This is a genomic window from Serratia sp. TMDUHS_CL (genome assembly GCF_037137105.1).
Classification (GTDB): Bacteria; Pseudomonadota; Gammaproteobacteria; order Enterobacterales; family Enterobacteriaceae; genus Serratia; species Serratia nevei.
The window spans coordinates 123202-140276 of record NZ_JBBBDV010000001.1 but is presented as its reverse complement, the minus strand read 5'-3'; the positions used below and the strand labels follow the sequence as shown (position 1 = coordinate 140276).

22 protein-coding genes are annotated in these 17075 nt (G+C 61.4%); 5 read left to right on the top strand and 17 right to left on the bottom strand.

Going from position 1 to position 17075, the window contains the following annotated elements:
• Window positions 1-3: 3 nt before the first annotated feature.
• From flgH to flgB, 7 genes are all read right to left on the bottom strand, one after another.
• The gene (flgH, locus tag WCL58_RS00705; protein ID WP_004934817.1) at window positions 4-705 is read right to left on the bottom strand and encodes a flagellar basal body L-ring protein FlgH; all 702 of its coding nucleotides are present in this window, start codon (window positions 703-705) and stop codon (window positions 4-6) included.
• A gap of 83 nt (window positions 706-788) precedes the next feature.
• On the bottom strand, window positions 789-1571 hold the full coding sequence (gene flgG / locus WCL58_RS00700) for a flagellar basal-body rod protein FlgG (RefSeq protein WP_004934819.1): 783 nt from the start codon (window positions 1569-1571) through the stop codon (window positions 789-791).
• Window positions 1572-1589: 18 nt separating this feature from the next.
• Window positions 1590-2345: a flagellar basal body rod protein FlgF gene (locus tag WCL58_RS00695; protein WP_060420794.1), complete on the bottom strand. Its 756-nt coding sequence runs from the start codon at window positions 2343-2345 to the stop codon at window positions 1590-1592.
• A 12-nt stretch (window positions 2346-2357) separates the two neighbouring features.
• The gene (gene flgE, locus WCL58_RS00690; RefSeq protein ID WP_004934822.1) at window positions 2358-3581 is read right to left on the bottom strand and encodes a flagellar hook protein FlgE; all 1224 of its coding nucleotides are present in this window, start codon (window positions 3579-3581) and stop codon (window positions 2358-2360) included.
• Window positions 3582-3635: 54 nt separating this feature from the next.
• On the bottom strand, window positions 3636-4313 hold the full coding sequence (gene flgD, locus WCL58_RS00685) for a flagellar hook assembly protein FlgD (protein WP_016927297.1): 678 nt from the start codon (window positions 4311-4313) through the stop codon (window positions 3636-3638).
• Window positions 4314-4325: 12 nt separating this feature from the next.
• Window positions 4326-4730 carry a flagellar basal body rod protein FlgC gene (gene flgC, locus WCL58_RS00680; RefSeq protein ID WP_004934826.1) on the bottom strand — a complete coding sequence of 135 codons (405 nt, stop codon included), beginning with the start codon at window positions 4728-4730 and terminating at the stop codon, window positions 4326-4328.
• Window positions 4731-4735: 5 nt separating this feature from the next.
• Entirely contained in the window at window positions 4736-5149 is a 414-nt protein-coding gene (gene flgB, locus WCL58_RS00675; RefSeq protein WP_033634995.1) for a flagellar basal body rod protein FlgB, read from the bottom strand.
• Between the two features lie 160 nt (window positions 5150-5309).
• On the opposite strand from flgB, the gene flgA reads away from it, so the two are divergent.
• From flgA to WCL58_RS00650, 5 genes are all read left to right on the top strand, one after another.
• The gene (flgA, locus tag WCL58_RS00670) at window positions 5310-5963 is read left to right on the top strand and encodes a flagellar basal body P-ring formation chaperone FlgA (protein ID WP_060420907.1); all 654 of its coding nucleotides are present in this window, start codon (window positions 5310-5312) and stop codon (window positions 5961-5963) included.
• A gap of 129 nt (window positions 5964-6092) precedes the next feature.
• A complete protein-coding gene (gene flgM / locus WCL58_RS00665; RefSeq protein ID WP_336850303.1) occupies window positions 6093-6404 on the top strand; it encodes a flagellar biosynthesis anti-sigma factor FlgM in 312 nt (103 codons plus the stop codon).
• A gap of 40 nt (window positions 6405-6444) precedes the next feature.
• Complete coding sequence (locus WCL58_RS00660) at window positions 6445-6879, top strand: flagella synthesis protein FlgN (protein WP_033634998.1); 435 nt, start codon at window positions 6445-6447, stop codon at window positions 6877-6879.
• Window positions 6880-7107: 228 nt separating this feature from the next.
• A complete protein-coding gene (locus WCL58_RS00655; RefSeq protein ID WP_084827647.1) occupies window positions 7108-7482 on the top strand; it encodes a type II toxin-antitoxin system RelE/ParE family toxin in 375 nt (124 codons plus the stop codon).
• Window positions 7475-7777 (top strand): helix-turn-helix domain-containing protein, encoded by a 303-nt coding sequence (locus WCL58_RS00650; RefSeq protein WP_084827646.1) that lies wholly within the window; start codon window positions 7475-7477, stop codon window positions 7775-7777. The genes WCL58_RS00655 and WCL58_RS00650 overlap by 8 nt, the downstream gene beginning before the upstream one ends.
• 2 nt (window positions 7778-7779) lie before the next feature.
• Here WCL58_RS00650 and WCL58_RS00645 read toward each other — a convergent pair whose 3' ends face one another.
• The 10 genes from WCL58_RS00645 to WCL58_RS00600 form a co-directional block, all read right to left on the bottom strand.
• Entirely contained in the window at window positions 7780-8184 is a 405-nt protein-coding gene (locus tag WCL58_RS00645) for a flagellar protein FlhE (protein ID WP_197657882.1), read from the bottom strand.
• The gene (gene flhA / locus WCL58_RS00640; RefSeq protein ID WP_038876828.1) at window positions 8184-10262 is read right to left on the bottom strand and encodes a flagellar biosynthesis protein FlhA; all 2079 of its coding nucleotides are present in this window, start codon (window positions 10260-10262) and stop codon (window positions 8184-8186) included. Before flhA ends, WCL58_RS00645 begins: the two co-directional genes overlap by 1 nt.
• A complete protein-coding gene (gene flhB / locus WCL58_RS00635; protein WP_047730459.1) occupies window positions 10255-11406 on the bottom strand; it encodes a flagellar biosynthesis protein FlhB in 1152 nt (383 codons plus the stop codon). Before flhB ends, flhA begins: the two co-directional genes overlap by 8 nt.
• A gap of 126 nt (window positions 11407-11532) precedes the next feature.
• Window positions 11533-11931 carry a type II toxin-antitoxin system tRNA(fMet)-specific endonuclease VapC gene (vapC, locus tag WCL58_RS00630; RefSeq protein WP_033640020.1) on the bottom strand — a complete coding sequence of 133 codons (399 nt, stop codon included), beginning with the start codon at window positions 11929-11931 and terminating at the stop codon, window positions 11533-11535.
• Window positions 11931-12164 (bottom strand): type II toxin-antitoxin system VapB family antitoxin, encoded by a 234-nt coding sequence (gene vapB, locus WCL58_RS00625; RefSeq protein WP_041035628.1) that lies wholly within the window; start codon window positions 12162-12164, stop codon window positions 11931-11933. The genes vapC and vapB overlap by 1 nt, the downstream gene beginning before the upstream one ends.
• A 125-nt stretch (window positions 12165-12289) precedes the next feature.
• A complete protein-coding gene (gene cheZ, locus WCL58_RS00620; protein ID WP_004934858.1) occupies window positions 12290-12934 on the bottom strand; it encodes a protein phosphatase CheZ in 645 nt (214 codons plus the stop codon).
• A gap of 10 nt (window positions 12935-12944) precedes the next feature.
• The gene (cheY, locus tag WCL58_RS00615) at window positions 12945-13334 is read right to left on the bottom strand and encodes a chemotaxis response regulator CheY (protein WP_060420785.1); all 390 of its coding nucleotides are present in this window, start codon (window positions 13332-13334) and stop codon (window positions 12945-12947) included.
• Window positions 13335-13436: 102 nt separating this feature from the next.
• Window positions 13437-14486, bottom strand: a complete 1050-nt coding sequence (locus tag WCL58_RS00610) for a protein-glutamate methylesterase/protein-glutamine glutaminase (RefSeq protein WP_015378262.1) — start codon at window positions 14484-14486, stop codon at window positions 13437-13439.
• Window positions 14486-15358 (bottom strand): protein-glutamate O-methyltransferase CheR, encoded by an 873-nt coding sequence (cheR, locus tag WCL58_RS00605; RefSeq protein WP_025159837.1) that lies wholly within the window; start codon window positions 15356-15358, stop codon window positions 14486-14488. Before cheR ends, WCL58_RS00610 begins: the two co-directional genes overlap by 1 nt.
• A gap of 37 nt (window positions 15359-15395) precedes the next feature.
• Window positions 15396-17012: a methyl-accepting chemotaxis protein gene (locus tag WCL58_RS00600; protein ID WP_047730456.1), complete on the bottom strand. Its 1617-nt coding sequence runs from the start codon at window positions 17010-17012 to the stop codon at window positions 15396-15398.
• Window positions 17013-17075: the final 63 nt, after the last annotated feature.

Sequence of the window (17075 nt, the reverse complement as noted above, 5' to 3'; positions counted from 1 at the left end):
TCCTTAGAACGGTGAAACATTTAAGAAGAAGCGCTGCAGCCAGCCCATGGTCTGCGCTTCGTTAATATAGCCATTGCCGACGTATTCGATACGTGCGTCCGCCACCTGCGTCGAGGTCACCGAGTTGTTGCCGCTGATGGTGCGCGGATTGACGACGCCGGAGAAACGGATGAATTCCGTGCCCTGGTTGATGGCGATCTGCTTTTCCCCTACCACGTGCAGGTTGCCGTTGGCCAGCACCTGGTTGACCGTCACCGTAATGGTGCCGTTGAAGGTGTTGTTGGCGTTGGCGCCGCCCTTGCCGCCGAAGGTGCTGTCGCCGGAAATGTCCATATCGGCGCGCGCATTGCCCAACAGGCCGTCGAGGTAACGCGGCGAGGTGGCGACGCCGAACTTGCTGGCGCCGTTGCGGCTGGCGTTGGCAGAGGAGCTCTTGCTGGCGCTGACGTTTTCCTGCAGCACGATGGTCAGGGTGTCGCCGACGTTGCGCGGACGGCGGTCTTCGAACAGCGGCTGGTAGCCGTAGTTCATCGGCTGCACCGTCTGGAAGATCGAGCCGTTCGGCATCGGCGCGCTGGCCGGCGCGGGCTGCGCCGTGGTCGCGCCGTCCACCAGCGGTTTGTGCGGGATATAGGCGCAGCCGCTCAGCGTCAGCATCACCATTCCCGCCAGCCAGCGTTGTCCCTGCCGCGGCAGGATTGCCATCGAATATGTGGTTACCACGGGTATCGCCTTTGTTTCACGAAAGAGAATGACGGGCGCGGCAAGCCGGGCCCGTCAATGACAGATTACAGTTGCGTCAGCTTTTGCAGCATCTGATCGGAAGTCGATACCGCTTTGCTGTTGATCTCGTACGCGCGCTGAGTCTGGATCATGTTGACCAGCTCTTCCGCCACGTTGACGTTGGAGGTTTCCACGTAGCCCTGATACAGCAAACCGGCGCCGTTCAGCCCCGGGGTGCTCTCGTTCGGCGCGCCCGAGCTTTCGGTTTCCTGATACAGGTTCTCGCCCACGCTCTCCAGACCGCTGTCGTTGACAAACGTGGTCAGCGTCAGTTGGCCTACCTGCTGGGCGGCGGTTTGCCCCTGCTGGGTGACGCTGACGATACCGTCGCGGCCGACGGTGATGGACAACGCGTTAGCCGGAATGGTGATCGCCGGCTGCACCTGGAAACCGCTGGAGGTCACCAGCTGGCCGTTCTGATCGATCTGGAACGACCCGTCACGGGTATAGGCCTGAGTGCCGTCCGGCAGCATCACCTGGAAGAATCCCTGCCCCTTGATGGCGACGTCTTTGCTGTTGTTGGTCTGCGACAGGTTACCCTGGCTGTGCAGACGCTCGGTCGCCACCGGACGCACGCCGGTGCCGATCTGCAGGCCGGAAGGCAGCGTGGTCTGCTCGGAGGACTGCGCCCCCGGCTGACGCATGGTCTGGTACAGCAGATCTTCAAATACCGCACGCTGGCGTTTGAAGCCGTTGGTGCTGACGTTCGCCAGGTTGTTGGCGATCACGTCCATGTTGGTCTGCTGCGCGTCCAGACCGGTTTTGGCAATCCATAAGGATGGAATCATCGGTTATTTCCTTGCTGCTTAACTCATTGAGAGCAGTGAGTTGGCACGCTGTTCGTTTTCATCCACGCTGTGGATGACCTTCATTTGCATTTCAAAGCGGCGGGCGTTGGCGATCATGTCGACCATGGTTTCCACCGGCTTGACGTTGCTGCCTTCCAGCACGCCCGGCATCACCCGCACCAGCGGATCGTTTTGCAACTGATTGCCGCGCTGCTGTTGGGTTTCCGGCGTCAGGCGGAACAGCCCGTCGTCACCGCGCATCACTTCGCGCGCATCGGCTTTCACCAGCTTCAGGCGGCCGATCTGCGCGATGGTGTTCGGCGGATCGCCGGCGTTCAGCGCCGAAATGGTGCCGTCGGCCGCGATGGTGATCTCCGCCGACGGCGGCACCTCGATCGGGCCGCCGTCGCCCATCACCGGCAGCCCCTGCACCGTCAACTGCCCGGTGGAGGAGATCTGAATGTTGCCGTTGCGGGTATAGGCTTCACCGCCACCCGGCAGGCTCACCGCCAGGAAACCGTCCTGCTGCAGCGCCACGTCCAGCGGACGCGACGTGTAGTTCAGCGCTCCCTGGCTCATGTCGGCGCCCGGCGTCGACGCGGTCACCAAGGTGCGCGTCGCCATACTCGGCCCGTCGACCGGTACCGCGCGCAACGCGGCGAGCTGGGCGCGAAAGCCCGGCGTCGACGCATTGGCCAGGTTGTTGGCGGTGATGGACTGCTGTTCCAGCGTTTGGCGCGCCGCGCCCATCGCGGTATAAATCGCGTGATCCATGACTCGGCCCTATTAGCGCAGGCTAACCAGCGTCTGCAGGATGGAGTCCTGCGTCTTGATGGTCTGGGCGTTGGACTGGTAGTTACGCTGTGCGACGATCATGTTCACCAGCTCCTGGCTCAGATCGACGTTGGAAGACTCCAGCGCGCCGCTGGTCAACTTACCGAAGCCGCCGCCGCCCGACAGACCGACGCGCGGCTGGCCGGATGCACCGGTTTCCTGCCACACGTTATCGCCCTGCGACGCCAGCCCTTCCGGGTTGGAGAAGTTGGCCATGACGATCTGGCCCAGCACCTGGGTCTGCTGGTTGGAGTAGATGCCCACGACGGTGCCGTCGTTGTTGATTTGGAAGTTGGTGTATTCACCGGCGGCATAGCCGTCCTGCGCCACTTTGCTCACCGAGTCGCTGCCCACGTTCTGCTGCATGCTGCCGGCGAAGCTCAGGGTGAAGTTTTGCGCCGGTGCGCCGTCTTTGGCGGTCATCGGGATCACCATGCTGAACTCGCCCGGCGCGCCGTTGGTGCTGGTGGTTTTCACCAGGTTGCCGCTGGTGCTGAACTCCATGGTGCCGGCGTTCACTGGCGCTGCGCTGCCGTCCTGGGTATAGACCTGCCACTTGTTGTCTTCCGTCTTCACGAAGTAGGCGTTGATGTTGTGCGCGTTACCCAGCGAGTCGTAGGCGGTGATGGTGTTGACGTAGTTGTAGCTGTCCTGTTTGGTCGGATCGAACGTCTTGTTCTCCGGCACTTTATGGGTGGACTTCAGGTTGGTTACCATCTCACCGGAGGTAGACGCCTTGGCGTTCATCATGCCTTCAGGAATGCTCAGCGGCACCGGGTTGGCACCCTGCTGGATGGTCGGCGGGGAACCGGCCGCCGGGTAACCGGTCAGCTGCAGGCCCTGCATGTTGGTCAGATTGCGGTTCTCGTCCAGCTTGAACTGGCCGTTGCGGGTATAGAAGATACCGCCGTCTTTATCCTGCATGCGGAAGAAGCCGTTGCCGTTGATGGCCACATCCAGCGCACGGCTGGTGCCGGTGGTGGTGCCGCCCTTGAAGTTCTGGGTGATGCCGGACACTTTAACGCCCAGCCCAACCTGCGAACCGGCGAACATGTCGGCGAAGGACACGCTGCCGGATTTGAAGCCCGCGGTCGCGGAGTTGGCGATGTTGTTACCGATCACGTCCAGGTTGGTTGCTGCCGCGTTCAAGCCGCTGACTGCCTGAGAAAAGGCCATGTTATTCTCCGAATAGTGGTCAGGCTATCGTCCGATTGAGCCTGATGCTTAGGGTTATAAGATCTGTCGCACGTCTTCCAGGGTGGCGTTGCCCGCCAGGCCGAGATCCAGCTTGGCACCGTTGCCGTCGCGGATCACGCCGTTCACCAGCCCGAAGTGCAGGCTACGCGCCACCAACTGTTCACCGTTGCCTTTGGCGTTAATCGCCACTTTGTAGGCGCCGTCTGGCGCGGTGGAGCCGTCATCCAGCGAACCGTCCCAGGTGAAGGCGTGTACGCCGGCGGTCAGGCCGCCGATTTCGATGGTGCGCACCACCTGCCCGCTGGCGTTGGTGATGGTGGCGGTCACCTGATCGGCGGCGCGCTCCAGTTCCACGCCGAACGGCGTGGTGCTGACCTTGCCATCCTTGCTGCCGACCAGAATGTTGTTGCCCGGCACCATCACGCCGTGACCGATCAGCGCCGTCGCCTGCAGCGACTGGTTGCTGTTGATCTGGCCGGAGATCGAGCCCAGCGTGGTGTTGAGTTTTTCGATGCCCTGAACGGTGTTGATCTGCGCCAGCTGCGAGGTCAGCTCGTTGTTCTGCATCGGATTGGTCGGATCCTGGTTTTTCAATTGCGCCACCAGCAGCGTCAGGAAGCTGTTGTGCAGATCCTGGCTGTTGGTATTTTTGCTGTTGTTACCGATGACGGTGTTGTCCAACGACTCGTTCGTGGTTGCGGCAATAGCCATGGGAACCTCCGGTTACTGACCCAGCGTCAGGGTTTTCATCATCATCGACTTGGTGGTGTTGAGCACCTCGACGTTGGCCTGGTAGCTGCGGGAAGCGGAGATGGTGTTGACCATTTCCCCCACTACGTCGACGTTCGGCATGCGCACGTAGCCCTTGGCGTCCGCCAGCGGGTTGCCCGGCTGGTACACCAGACGCTCGGGCGCCGGATCGTCCACCACCTGGGCGACGCGCACGCCGCCGGTCGGCTGCCCGGGCGCCGCCGCGACCTGGAACACCACCTGCTTGGCGCGGTAAGGCTCGCCGTCCGGGCCGGTCACGCTGTCGGCGTTGGCCATGTTGCTGGCGCTGACGTTCATGCGCTGGGATTGCGCCGATAACGCCGAGCCGGAGATATCAAAAATGTTCAGTAAAGACATGCGCCTTATCCTTGTTGCAGCACGGACATCATCCCTTTGATCTGCCCGTTGAGCAGCGTCAGGTCGGTCTGATATTTCAGGCTGTTATCGGCAAAGTTGGTGCGTTCGCGATCCATGTCCACCGTGTTGCCGTCCATCGACGGCTGGTCCGGTACCCGGTACAACAGATCGAGCTGCGGCGGCTGCAGGGTTTGCGCCGGGATGTGGCGCGCCGCCGTCAGGTTCAGCGACATGCCGTTGCCGTTGACGCGCCCTTGTTCCAGCACTTTGTTCAATTGGCTGGCGAAATCGATATCCCGCGCCTGATAACCCGGTGTGTCTGCGTTGGCGATGTTGGCGGCCAGAATTTCCTGCCGCTGGGCGCGCAAGTTCAGCGCCTCTTGGCCAAAGCGCAGAGCCGCGTCCAGTTTGTCGAGCATGCTCCCTCCGCGAGGTTAGAATTTGGAGTCGACAGGATAAACGTCCCCAGCGCCACCCTATCGCGGGAATAGACGCAAAATGGGGCGCTATTTATCTGCTTAGCCTGCGCGCGCTGCGGGTACACTTACGCGTATCCCGATGAAGCTTGAGAAGATGACGATGAAAGGTAAAATGCTGCTGCTTATCGGCCTGCTGTGCAGTCTGAACGCGCGCGCCGACGATCTGGCGACGCAAATCGAAAGCTTCATCAAAGGCAAGTTCACCGGCGAGCCGGTACAGGTGAAAGTGCGGGTGCGCACGCCGCCGGCCCAATGGCCCGCCTGCGAACTGCCCCAGCTGTCGCTGCCGCCCAACGCGCGGATCGGCGGCAACGTCAGCATTTCGGCGCGCTGTGGCCAGGAGCGGCGTTTTATCCAGACGCAGGTGCAGGTGTTCGGCCGCTATCTGGTTTCGGCGCGCGGCATCAGCGCCGGCAGCCGGTTGACCGCGGCGGATCTGGCGTTGAAGGAAGGCCGGCTCGATACCCTGCCGCCGCGCGCGCTGACCGAAGCGGGCAAAGCGTTAGGCGCCGTCAGCCTGCGCAATATCAGCCCCGGCCAACCGCTGACCCTCGCCATGCTGCGCCGCGCCTGGATTATCAAAGCCGGGCAACCGGTACAGGTCACCGCGCAGGGCGAAGGGTTCAACATCAGCGGTGCGGGCAAGGCGATGAACAACGCCGCCGCCGAAGACAGCGTGCGCGTGCGCATGGCGTCCGGGCAGATCGTCAGCGGCGTAGTCGGGGACGACGGCGCGATTCGCATTACGTTATAAAAAAGTAAAGGTTCCGCAAACCTTGCCGATAAGACAAATCAAGCAGCATTTTATTGGCCACCAGGGCCGCAAAACTTTCATTGCAGCGTCGTCGCCCCCGAGCGGTCACGGCGTAAACGGAGATGGACCATGAGTATCGATCGCACCCAGCGGTTACAGCCGGTTTCCACTGTGCAACCGCGTGAAACCCCGGCCGACAACCCGCTCCAACCGCGTAAGGCCGCCGTGGCCGAAACGGCCGTCAGCGGCACGCAGGTCAAACTGAGCGAGGCGCAGGCGCGCCTGATGCAGCCGGGCACCCAGGATATCGATATGGGCCGGGTCGAGGCCATCAAGCATGCGATCCGCAACGGCGAACTGAAGATGGACGCCGGCAAAATCGCCGACGCGCTGCTGCAAGACGCGCAGAGCGACATTCAATGGATCGCCGGGCGCGACTGACGGCACGGCGGCAAGTAGCGGTAAAGGATAAGTCATCACTATGGAAAACCTGGCACAACTGCTGGATAAACTGTTGGAAACGCTGCAGGCGCTCAATGGCGTGCTGGAGGAAGAGCACGACTTGCTGTGTTCCGGCCAGTTGCCCGGCGTGGCGCTGCAGCGCGTAACCGATGCCAAAAGCCAACTGCTGGCGACGGTCGCCTACCTCGAGCAACAGCGCCTGGGGCAGGAAAAAGCCTGCGGGCAACGCGCGCCCTACGCCAGCCATGCGCCCTTGGCCGATCGCTGGCAACGCGTTCAACTGCTGAGCCAAACGCTGCGCGAGAAGAATCAGCACAATGGCCTGTTGCTCAATCAGCAGATCGACCATAACGCGCAGGCGCTGGCGATCCTCAGCAAGAACAACAAATCGCTGTATGGCCCGGACGGCCAGTCGCACGCCGGCAGCCTGCTCGGCAGAAAAATCGGCGTCTAAGCCCTGATTTCGCCCGGTGTGCGCACCACCGGGCGCGGGTTTGCCCGGCTATGCGCGCCCTCTCGCATTTTCTTCTTATCGCTTTCTGAATTCCCTTAACGTTATGCGCCAGGCTGCGCATGCGGTGAATTTGGCTATTTCTTTCCCTTTGGCCGCTTGTCACCCTGTGGTTATTTTTAAACCACTTGAAATATACCCTTAACGGGTATAGATTCGCAGGGAGAGCGAATGGCCGACATTTATCTCACCAAAACCTTTCAGGGTTTTGCCGCGCGCGAGCGCATCAGCGACGCCACGATAGTGAAAGCGGCGCGAGAAATGCAACGTCAGCTGTACGACGCCAGTCTTGGCGGTTGCGTGTACAAGAAGCGAATCGCTCGGGCTGGTGCGGGCAAACGGGGCGGTTATCGGGTACTGATCGTTTTTCGCGATGAAGAACGCCTGTTTTTTATGCGCGGCTTTGCCAAAAGCGAGAGAGAAAACATCAGTACGGACGAGTTACAAGGATTGAAACATCTGGCTGCGCTGTATCTGGATTATTCGCCATTCAGACTTTACCAGCTGGTCAACAACAAGGAATTACGGAGGCTAAGCGATGAGTAAAATTCTTGCCGAGATCCACCAGGAAGTTCAGGGCCTGCACCGCGCCGGTTTCGTCGACGACGTGACCATGCGCACCTTCGACATGCTGTGTCTGCGGCCGGTGAAACAGTTCGGGCCGGCCGAGATCCGCGCGCTGCGCGAACGGGAAAACGTCAGTCAGCCGGTGTTTGCGCTGTATCTCAACGTCAGTAAAAAGGCGGTACAAAAATGGGAGCGCGGCGAAGCGCAACCGAACTCCGCCGCAATGAAGCTGCTGTCACTGGTGGAACGCAACGGCCTGCAAATTCTGGCCTGATCCTACTGATAATTGACGATGACCTGATTGCCAATCACGCGCAGCGGCGGGTTCAACCCGCCTTGCGACTGCACGTAATAGACAAAGCGCAATTCCGCATTGGCCGGTTCGCCCTGCAAACCGTTGCTGCTGCCGCTGCCGCCGCCGAGCGGAATGCAGCGGTTCACCGTACACAGCTGGGCCTGCAGCCCGGCCGGCTCCGGCCCCAGTAAACGGTAGCGCCAGCTGACGCTGGTGATGCGCGCATTGGCATCCGGCAACGCGTTCGGCGGCCGCAAACCGGCGGACTCATCGCGCATGCCGCCCTGTTCCAACGTCACGCCCCCCCCTTCGGCCACCCAGGAACCGGACACCGCACCGGCGGTTAACGGCGCCAGCAAACACAACACGAACAGACAACGTTTCATCAGGCGGCTCCAATGGTCGACGTCATGCGAATCTGGCGATCGTCGTTGATTTCGAGGTTGGACAACACCACGATCTGCGGCAGGCTGCGGCGCAGGAAGCGCGCCAGCAAGGCCCGCAGCGCATGGTTGACCAGCAGCACCGGCGGCGCGCTGAGCATCTCTTGCCGCTGCAGCGCCTGGCGCGCCTGATCCAGCAGGCGATCGGCCAGCCCCGGCTCCAGGCCGCCACCGCCCTGCAACGCCTGCAACAACAGGCGCTCCAGTTGGGTATCCAAACCGATGACCTGAATCTCGCCGTTGCCCGGGAACCACTGCTGCGTGATCGCCCTGCCCAGCGCTACCCGCACCACGGTGGTCAGCTCATAAGGATCGCTTTGCGCCGGGGCATGCTCCGCCAGCGTTTCGACGATGGTGCGCATATCGCGGATAGAAACACGCTCGGCCAGCAGGTTTTGCAGCACCTTGTGCAGCGTGGTCAGTGATACCACACCCGGCACGAAGTCTTCGGTCAGTTTCGGCATCTCCTGCGACACGCGATCCAGCAACTGTTGGGTTTCCTGGCGGCCAAACAGCTCGCTGGCGAACTGGCCGATCAGGTGATTGAGGTGCGTCGCCACTACGGTGCTGGCTTCCACCACGGTAAAGCCCTGGATCTGCGCCTGCTCGCGCAAGGCGCTGTCGATCCACACCGCCTCGAGCCCAAAGGCCGGATCGACGGTTTTGTCTCCCGCCAGCTCACCCACGGCATTGCCGGGGTTGATCGCCAGCCAGCGGCCCGGCTGCGCTTCACCGCTGCCGATCTCGACGCCTTTCATCAGGATGCGGTAGCTGGCAGGCGGCAGTTCCAGGTTGTCGCGAATGTGTACCACCGGCGGCAGATAGCCCATGTCCTGCGCGAATTTCTTGCGAATACCGCGGATACGCCCCAGCAGCTCACCGTTTTGTTGAAAATCGACCATCGGAATCAGCCGGTAACCCACCTCCATCCCCAGCGGATCCTCCAACTGCACGTCGGCCCAGCTGGCTTCGGCGGCCTGAGGGTTGTCCGGCATCACCGGCGCCTCCACCGCTTTCGGTGCCTGTTGTTCACGGCCGCGCAGCCACCAGGCCAGGCCCAGCAAAGCGGCGGTAAACAGCAGGAACACCAGGTTCGGCATGCCCGGCACCAGGCCCAACAGCCCCAGTACCCCGGCGCTCAGCAGCATCACGCGCGGATTGTTGAACAGCTGGCCCACCATCTGCTCGCCGACGTCCTGATCGGTCGCGACGCGAGTGACGATAACGCCGGCGGCGGTAGAGATCACCAACGCCGGGATCTGCGCCACCAGGCCGTCGCCGATGGTCAGCAGCGTATAGCTTTCCGCTGCAGCCCCCAGCTCCATGCCGTGTTGCACCACGCCGACCAACAGGCCGCCGACCACGTTCAGCACCATGATCATCAGGCCGGCGATGGCGTCGCCGCGCACGAATTTACTGGCACCGTCCATCGAGCCGTAGAAATCGGCCTCCTGGGTGACTTCGGCGCGGCGTTTCTTCGCTTCGTCCTCGCCGATCAACCCGGCGTTCAGATCGGCGTCGATCGCCATCTGTTTACCCGGCATGCCGTCCAGGACGAAACGCGCGCCCACTTCGGCGATACGCCCGGCCCCCTTGGTGATGACCATGAAGTTGATCAACACCAGTATGATGAACACCACGATACCGATGGCGAAGTTGCCGCCCACCAGGAAGTGGCCGAAGGCCTCCACCACGCGGCCGGCGGCGGCGGAACCGGTGTGCCCCTCCAGCAAGATAATGCGCGTGGACGCGACGTTGAGCGACAAACGCAGCAGCGTGGAGAACAGCAGAATGGTCGGGAAGGCGGCGAATTCGAGCGTGCGCTGGGTGAACATCGCCACCAGCAGCACCATGATCGACAGCGCGATGTTGAAGGTAAACAGCAGGTCGAGGATAAACGCCGGCAACGGCAGCACCATCATCGACAGGATCAACAGGATCAACACCGGGCCGGCCAACACCTGCCACTGCGTATCTTTAAAATTGCCCGGCAAACGAAGCAGGGAGGCCAAATTAGCCATCAGAGTCACTCTCTCTTGCAAAATCCAGTGCTTCCGGCACCGGTAAACGTTCAGGTTTTTTCGGGATCAGGCCGCCCTCGCGCCGCCAGCGGCGCAGTTGGTACACCCAGGCCAGCACTTCGGCGACCGCGGCATACAGGGTGGCCGGAATATGTTGTCCAATCTCGCTGTGTCGATACAGCGCACGCGCCAGCGGCGGCGCTTCCAGCATCGGGATGCGGTGCTCCGCACCGAGTTCGCGAATGCGCAAGGCGATTTCGCCCGCCCCCTTGGCCAGCACTTTCGGCGCACTCATTTTTTTGTCGTTGTACTGCAACGCGACGGCGTAGTGCGTCGGGTTGGTGACGATCACGTCCGCCTTGGGCACATCGGCCATCATGCGGCGCCGGGCGATCGCCCGCTGCTGCTGGCGAATACGTCCCTTAACGTGCGGGTCCCCTTCCTGGTCTTTGAATTCGTCGCGAATATCCTGCTTGGTCATCTTCAACTTTTTGAAGTGGCTCCACAGCTGGTAGAACACGTCGAACGCCACCATCGGCGTCAATCCCAGCACCACCAGAAAACCGCAGAACAGAATCATCTGCAGCGCATTGCCCAACGCGTCGAGCGGCTGCTGGGTCATCAGATGCAGCATTGCCGCCCAGTTATGCCAGAGATAGAGGCCTGTCACCCAGCCGACCAGCGTCGCTTTCAGGATCCCTTTCAGTAGCTCGGCCAGCACCTGGCTGGAAAAGATGCGCTTCAACCCGGACAACGGGTTCAGCCGTTTCAAATCGAATTTGATCGACTTGCCGCTGAACAGAATGCCCCCCAACAGCATCGGCGCGGCGAGCGCCACCAGCACCAGCCCCGCCATGATTGGCAACAGCGCCAGTACGGCCTGGCGCAGCAACATGCCCAGCTGGCGCAGCATCTGTTTATCGTTGCTGACCATGCCATGGTCGAAGTTCAACCCCTGCGTGAGCATCGCCGCCAGCTGTTGCGCCATGTTGCTGCCGGACATCAGGATGATCGCGAGGCCCGAGAGCAGCATCAGTACCGAGGTCAGTTCGCGGGAACGCGGGATCTGGCCGTCTTCACGCGCCTTCTCCAGCCTGTGGGGCGTGGGGGCCTCGCTTTTTTCCAGATCGCTGTCTTCAGCCACGAAACGCCGTTCCTGTGTCGAGAGGGTAAAGAATGGCGGTCAGCATGCCAAAAAATTGGCGATGTCATTGACGGAACAACGGGGGAAAAGGCGGGTTATTTAGGGGATGAGACCATCAGGGAGAGGTTACAACCAATTTTCCAGCCGCAAACCCTCAACGCGCTCAAATTCGCGTCGATTATTGGTCACCAGGATCAATCCTTCGCTGCGCGCATGGCCGGCGATATGTAGATCGTTTACGCCAATAGGCGTTCCCTGGCGTTCCAGCGCAGCGCGGATGTTGCCGTAGTGCGATGCTGCTTTGGCGCTGTAATCGAGAATGTCCAATCGGGAGACAAAATCCTCAACGACTCTGGCGTTCACCGCTGGGCGAGCGCTTTTCTCCACCCCGTGAACCAATTCGCCATAGGTGATCGACGAAATGACCATTTTACCTGCATAGCGATTGAATGCCTCCAGCACTTCCAGCGGGCGGCGCTTAATGACATAGATAACAATGTTGGTGTCCAGCATATGACTGAACATCAAAAATCTTCCCGCTCGCGCTGGTGCTGCCCGGCACGTTCATTGAGGAAATCATCGCTCACCTCATTTTCCGCACAGAAGAAGCTATCCCAGGTATTCTCCAGGGGGGCAAGAATGCGCTCTTTGCCCACTACGCGGACGGTCACTTTAGAAACGGTATCAGGGAAACGCACCTCTGCAGGCAAGCGTACAGCCTGTGTCCGATTATTGGTAAAGACAGAACCTAACGTCATGGCGACCTCCTTTAACTGGAGTACAAATTATAACCGCCATGATGTATATAGCAATGCTATATACATTAATCTTTGCGGGACACCGCGCAACTTTCGGGGCGCGCCGTCGCGCGCCCCGAAAAACCTCAGAAACCGAGGCTGTCGAGCAGATCGTCGACCTGCGCCTGGTTGGCAATCACGCCGACGCCGTTCTGGTCGAGCTGCGGGCCGTTCAGCAGGCTGTCGTTTGGCCGTTTTTCCTTCACCGGCTGCTCCGGCATGTTTTCCATCAGCACCATCAGCAGCTGCTTTTCGATCTCCTGCACCACGTCCATCATGCGCTTGATCACCTGGCCGGTCAGATCCTGGAAGTCCTGCGCCATCATGATTTCCAGCAGTTGGGCATTGGTGAAGGCCGTATGGCCCGGCACCTGATCCAGATACTGGCGCGTGTCGTTAACCAAAGAACGCGCGTCGTCCAGTTCGATGGGGTTGGCGAACCACTCGTCCCAGCGCCCTTTCAACGCGTTTGCGCCGGATTCCAGCTCCGCCTGGCGCGGTTGCGCCGCCTCCACGCAGTTCAACGCCCGTTCCGCCGCCTGCGCCGTCATGGTTACGACATAGTCAAGACGGTCGCGCGCATCCGGGATCGCCTCTGCCGCCTGGGCGATCGCCTGATCGAGCCCCAGTTCGCGCATGCTGTCGCGCAGCATTCGGGTCAGTTGGCCGATGCGGGAGATGATCTCTCCCGCGGTCGCTGCATCGCTGGCAGGCATTGGAATGTCTCTCATCGCCCTCTCCTTACATGCCCAATTTTTCAAAAATCTTGTTGAGCTTTTCTTCCAGCGTCGCCGCCGTAAAAGGTTTCACTACATAACCGCTGGCGCCGGCCTGCGCCGCCGCGATGATATTTTCTTTCTTGGCTTCCGCCGTCACCATCAGTACCGGCATCGCGGCCAGCACGCTATCGGCGCGGATGGTTTGCAGCAGCTCCAGCCCGTCCATGTTCGGCATGTTCCAGTCGGACACCACAAAGTCGAAACCGCCGGCGCGCAGCTTGTTCAGCGCATCCGCGCCGTCTTCAGCTTCTTCGACGTTGTTGAAGCCCAGCTCTTTGAGCAAATTTCTGACGATGCGGCGCATGGTGGAGAAATCGTCCACAACCAGAAATCTGAGGTTCTTGTCTGCCATTGTTACTCCTGAAATAGTTAACCGTTTAATGATGCAAAACCGCAGGCTGCCGCGCGGCGAACCTGGGTCATATCGCCGCCGGGAAGACCCTGCGGACTAAAATCAAATGCGCAATGCCTGGCCGCCGGCGATCTGCGCCAGCATGCGCTGGCTCATCCTGTCCAGCTCGACCACTTCGCTGACGCCGCCGCTGGCGATCGCCTCGCGCGGCATGCCGAACACCACGCAGCTCGCCTCGTTCTGCGCCAGGGTATAGGCCCCGGCGCGGTGCATCTCCAGCATCCCCGCCGCTCCGTCGTTGCCCATCCCGGTGAGGATCACGCCCACCGCATTGCGGCCGGCATATTGCGCCACCGAGCGGAACAGCACGTCGACCGAGGGGCGATGGCGGTTGACCGCCGGGCCGTCATGCAGCTTCACCTGATAGTTGGCGCCGCTGCGCGTCAGCTCCAGGTGACGATCCCCCGGAGCGATGTAGGCGTGGCCCGGCAGTACGCGCTCGCCGTCCTCCGCTTCTTTCACCGTGATCTGGCACAGCTTGTTCAGCCGCTCGGCGAACGAACGGGTGAAACCCGGCGGCATGTGCTGGGTGATCAGCAGCGCCGGGCTGGTTGCCGGCAACGGCTGCAGCACCTGGCGGATCGCTTCGGTGCCGCCGGTGGAAGCGCCGATGGCGATCAGTTTTTCACTGCTCAGCAGCGGCGCATGGCTGAGGATCGCCGGCGCCGGGCTGCTGGAACGCTGCGGCAGGCGTGCTCTGGCGGCGGTGCGGATCTTCTCGGCAATCAGCTCGCTGTAGGCCAACATGCCCTCGCGAATGCCGAGCTGCGGTTTGGTCACGAAGTCCACCGCGCCCAGTTCCAGCGCGCGCAGCGTGATTTCCGAGCCTTTGCCGGTCAGCGAAGAGACCATCACCACCGGCATCGGCCGCAGGCGCATCAGCTTCTCGAGGAAATCCAGCCCGTCCATGCGCGGCATCTCGACGTCCAGCGTCAGCACCTGAGGATTAAATTTTTTGATCAGATCGCGCGCCACCAACGGATCCGGCGCGGTCGCCACCATCTCCATGTCGGCGTGGCCGTTCACGATTTCCGTCATCAGCTGGCGCATCAGTGCCGAATCGTCTACGCATAACACTCTGATTTTACTCATTACCTCTCCTTGGTCAGCCCATACACGGTCTGCCCACGCAAGTAGAAATCCCGGCTGATCTGGCTGAAATTCTCGGAGTGGCCGGCAAACATCAGCCCCCCCGGCTTAAGCAAGGGAACGAAGCGGCGCAGGATGCGCTCCTGCGTCGCCTTATCGAAATAGATCATGACGTTGCGGCAAAAAATGGCGTCGAATTGCCCCGGCAGCGCCCACTCCGGCGCCAGCAGGTTCAGCGGCTGAAAGTTCACCCGCGCCGCCAGCTCCGGCCGCACGCGCACCAGCCCCTGATGCGGCCCGGTGCCGCGCAGAAAATAGCGCTGCATTTGGGTCGGCGTCAGGGTGCGCAGATCTTCCTGGCGGTAAACGCCCGCCTCCGCTTTTTCCAGCACCTGCGTATCGATATCGCTGGCCCAAACCTGGCAACTGCCGGCCCGTTGGCCCAATGCATCGCTCAGCGTGATGGCGATCGAATACGGTTCTTCGCCGGTCGAGGCCGCGGTGCTCCAGACGCTGTAGCCGTTCGGCCGCGAGCGCGCGTGTTCCGCCAGGATCGGGAAGTGATGCGCCTCGCGGAAAAAGGCCGTCAGGTTGGTGGTCAGCGCGTTGATAAACGCCTGCCACTCCGCGCTGTTCGGGTCGCTTTCCAGCAGCGCCAGGTAGTCGCCGAAATCGTGCAATCCCAACAGCCGCAAACGGCGCACCAGGCGGTTGTAAACCATCTCGCGCTTATGCTCCGCCAGCACAATGCCGGCGCGTTGATAAATCAACTGGCTGATACGGCGAAAATGCACGTCCGACAGCGGCAGGCGCTGCACCATTTGCGTCAACATCGACGCAGTATCCCGGTTAGAAGTTGACGGCGCCTGTTTCATGCCACCTCACCGGGGAAAAACGTGCTGCTTATGCGGTTTAACAATCTTGGGCTTCCTTTACCACGGGTGAAACTGCGTTGTTGCTGTTACCTGGCGCGACGAAGTTATCGTCCGCCAGACGGAATACCGCGACCGCGTCGGCCAGGGTAATGGCCTGCTCTTCCAGCGCGGTGGCGGCCGAAGCGGATTCTTCCACCAGCGCGGCGTTCTGCTGGGTGACCTGATCCATCTGGGTCACCGCCTGCGTCACCTGCTCGATGCCGCGGCTCTGTTCATCCGAAGCCGACGCGATCTCGCCCATGATGTCGGTCACGCGGGTCACCGAACGCACGATGTCCTGCATGGTGGCGCCGGAGTTTTCCACCAGCACCGAGCCGTGTTTGACGCGGCTGACCGATTCGTCGATCAGCACCTTGATCTCTTTCGCCGCCTGCGCGCTGCGGCTCGCCAGGTTGCGCACTTCGCCGGCGACCACGGCGAAACCGCGCCCCTGTTCACCGGCGCGCGCCGCTTCCACCGCCGCATTGAGCGCCAGAATGTTGGTCTGGAAGGCGATGCCGTCAATCACGCTGGTAATGGCGCCGATTTTCTGCGAACTGTTGGCGATATCGTGCATGGTGGTCACCACGTCCCCAGCCAGTTCACCGCCCTTGGCCGCGGTGGCCGAGGCGTCGCGCGCCAGCTGAGAGGCCTGCCGCGCATTGTCGGCGTTTTGTTTCACCGTGGCGGTCAGCTGTTCCATGCTGGCGGCGGTCTCTTCCAGCGAAGCGGCCTGCTGCTCGGTGCGGGAAGAGAGATCGTTATTGCCTTCGGATATCTCCTGCAGGCCGATCAGAATCGACTCCGCCCCGTCGCGCACGGCGCCGACGGTGCCGATCAGCGACTGCTGCGTGCGTTGCAGGCTGGCGAACAGCATGCTGATTTCATTGCGGCCATACACCTGAATCGGCGTCGCCAAATCGCCGGCGGCGATGCGTTCAAAGTGGCTGCGGATTTGGTTCAGCGGCTGCACCAGCATGGTACGCAACCACCACATGGCGCTGCCGGTCACCACGATCAGCATCAAGACCGCCCCCGCCAGCATCAGGCCCGCCAGCGTGAAGGAGAACTGGTTGGCGTCTCTGGCTTCGCTGATGTCGCCGTTGACCAGCTGCAGGTACTGCACGAAGTCGGCCTCGAACAGGTCTTGGGTTTTCTGCGTCGGCTGATCCATAAATGCCTGCAGCTCCCCCTTCTCCAGGAAGCCGATCAGCTCGCGCAGCGCGCCGCGCAGCCGCTCGTAGCTGGCCTTGGTCGTTGCCGTCTGCTGACTCTGTTGCTCACTGCTGCGCTCAACCGCCATGAACTGATTGAAATAGAGATCGGCCTTCTGCAGCGAACTGCGGGCGCTGCTCATCAATTCGTTCACCTGCTCCTGCGGCAGTTTCAGCGCCGCGCGGGTGCCGGCGCGGTTCAGCGTATTGCGCGCCTGCAACAGCGACACCCAGCTCAGGCTGAGCGAATCGCGCTGCTGGCTGCCGAGGGTGATGATGTCGAGGTTGTGGTTATCGGAGCGAAACGCGGAATACGACAGGCCGCTGCTGGCCAACTGCAGAACGCAGAAGGTCATCAACAACAGGAACAAGCTGGTAGAGATACGGATTCGGTTAAACACTGTGAACCTCCTTGCAGCCGGCCGGCGACCGGCCTACGTAGGGAAAAGGGCCTCTGCGAGAGA

Bases quoted from the DNA above. Each gene is read 5' to 3' on its own strand.
- cheY (WP_060420785.1), bottom strand. From the start codon at position 13,334: ATGGCAGACAAGAACCTCAGATTTCTGGTTGTGGACGATTTCTCCACC.
- flgC (WP_004934826.1), bottom strand. From the start codon at position 4,730: ATGTCTTTACTGAACATTTTTGATATCTCCGGCTCGGCGTTATCGGCG.
- WCL58_RS00610 (WP_015378262.1), bottom strand. From the start codon at position 14,486: ATGAGTAAAATCAGAGTGTTATGCGTAGACGATTCGGCACTGATGCGC.
- flgB (WP_033634995.1), bottom strand. From the start codon at position 5,149: ATGCTCGACAAACTGGACGCGGCTCTGCGCTTTGGCCAAGAGGCGCTG.
- flgH (WP_004934817.1), bottom strand. From the start codon at position 705: ATGGCAATCCTGCCGCGGCAGGGACAACGCTGGCTGGCGGGAATGGTG.
- WCL58_RS00655 (WP_084827647.1), top strand. From the start codon at position 7,108: ATGGCCGACATTTATCTCACCAAAACCTTTCAGGGTTTTGCCGCGCGC.
- WCL58_RS00650 (WP_084827646.1), top strand. From the start codon at position 7,475: ATGAGTAAAATTCTTGCCGAGATCCACCAGGAAGTTCAGGGCCTGCAC.
- flgM (WP_336850303.1), top strand. From the start codon at position 6,093: ATGAGTATCGATCGCACCCAGCGGTTACAGCCGGTTTCCACTGTGCAA.
- cheZ (WP_004934858.1), bottom strand. From the start codon at position 12,934: ATGAGAGACATTCCAATGCCTGCCAGCGATGCAGCGACCGCGGGAGAG.
- flgA (WP_060420907.1), top strand. From the start codon at position 5,310: ATGAAAGGTAAAATGCTGCTGCTTATCGGCCTGCTGTGCAGTCTGAAC.
- flgE (WP_004934822.1), bottom strand. From the start codon at position 3,581: ATGGCCTTTTCTCAGGCAGTCAGCGGCTTGAACGCGGCAGCAACCAAC.
- WCL58_RS00695 (WP_060420794.1), bottom strand. From the start codon at position 2,345: ATGGATCACGCGATTTATACCGCGATGGGCGCGGCGCGCCAAACGCTG.
- flgD (WP_016927297.1), bottom strand. From the start codon at position 4,313: ATGGCTATTGCCGCAACCACGAACGAGTCGTTGGACAACACCGTCATC.
- vapC (WP_033640020.1), bottom strand. From the start codon at position 11,931: ATGTTCAGTCATATGCTGGACACCAACATTGTTATCTATGTCATTAAG.
- vapB (WP_041035628.1), bottom strand. From the start codon at position 12,164: ATGACGTTAGGTTCTGTCTTTACCAATAATCGGACACAGGCTGTACGC.
- cheR (WP_025159837.1), bottom strand. From the start codon at position 15,358: ATGAAACAGGCGCCGTCAACTTCTAACCGGGATACTGCGTCGATGTTG.
- flgG (WP_004934819.1), bottom strand. From the start codon at position 1,571: ATGATTCCATCCTTATGGATTGCCAAAACCGGTCTGGACGCGCAGCAG.
- flhA (WP_038876828.1), bottom strand. From the start codon at position 10,262: ATGGCTAATTTGGCCTCCCTGCTTCGTTTGCCGGGCAATTTTAAAGAT.
- WCL58_RS00660 (WP_033634998.1), top strand. From the start codon at position 6,445: ATGGAAAACCTGGCACAACTGCTGGATAAACTGTTGGAAACGCTGCAG.
- WCL58_RS00645 (WP_197657882.1), bottom strand. From the start codon at position 8,184: ATGAAACGTTGTCTGTTCGTGTTGTGTTTGCTGGCGCCGTTAACCGCC.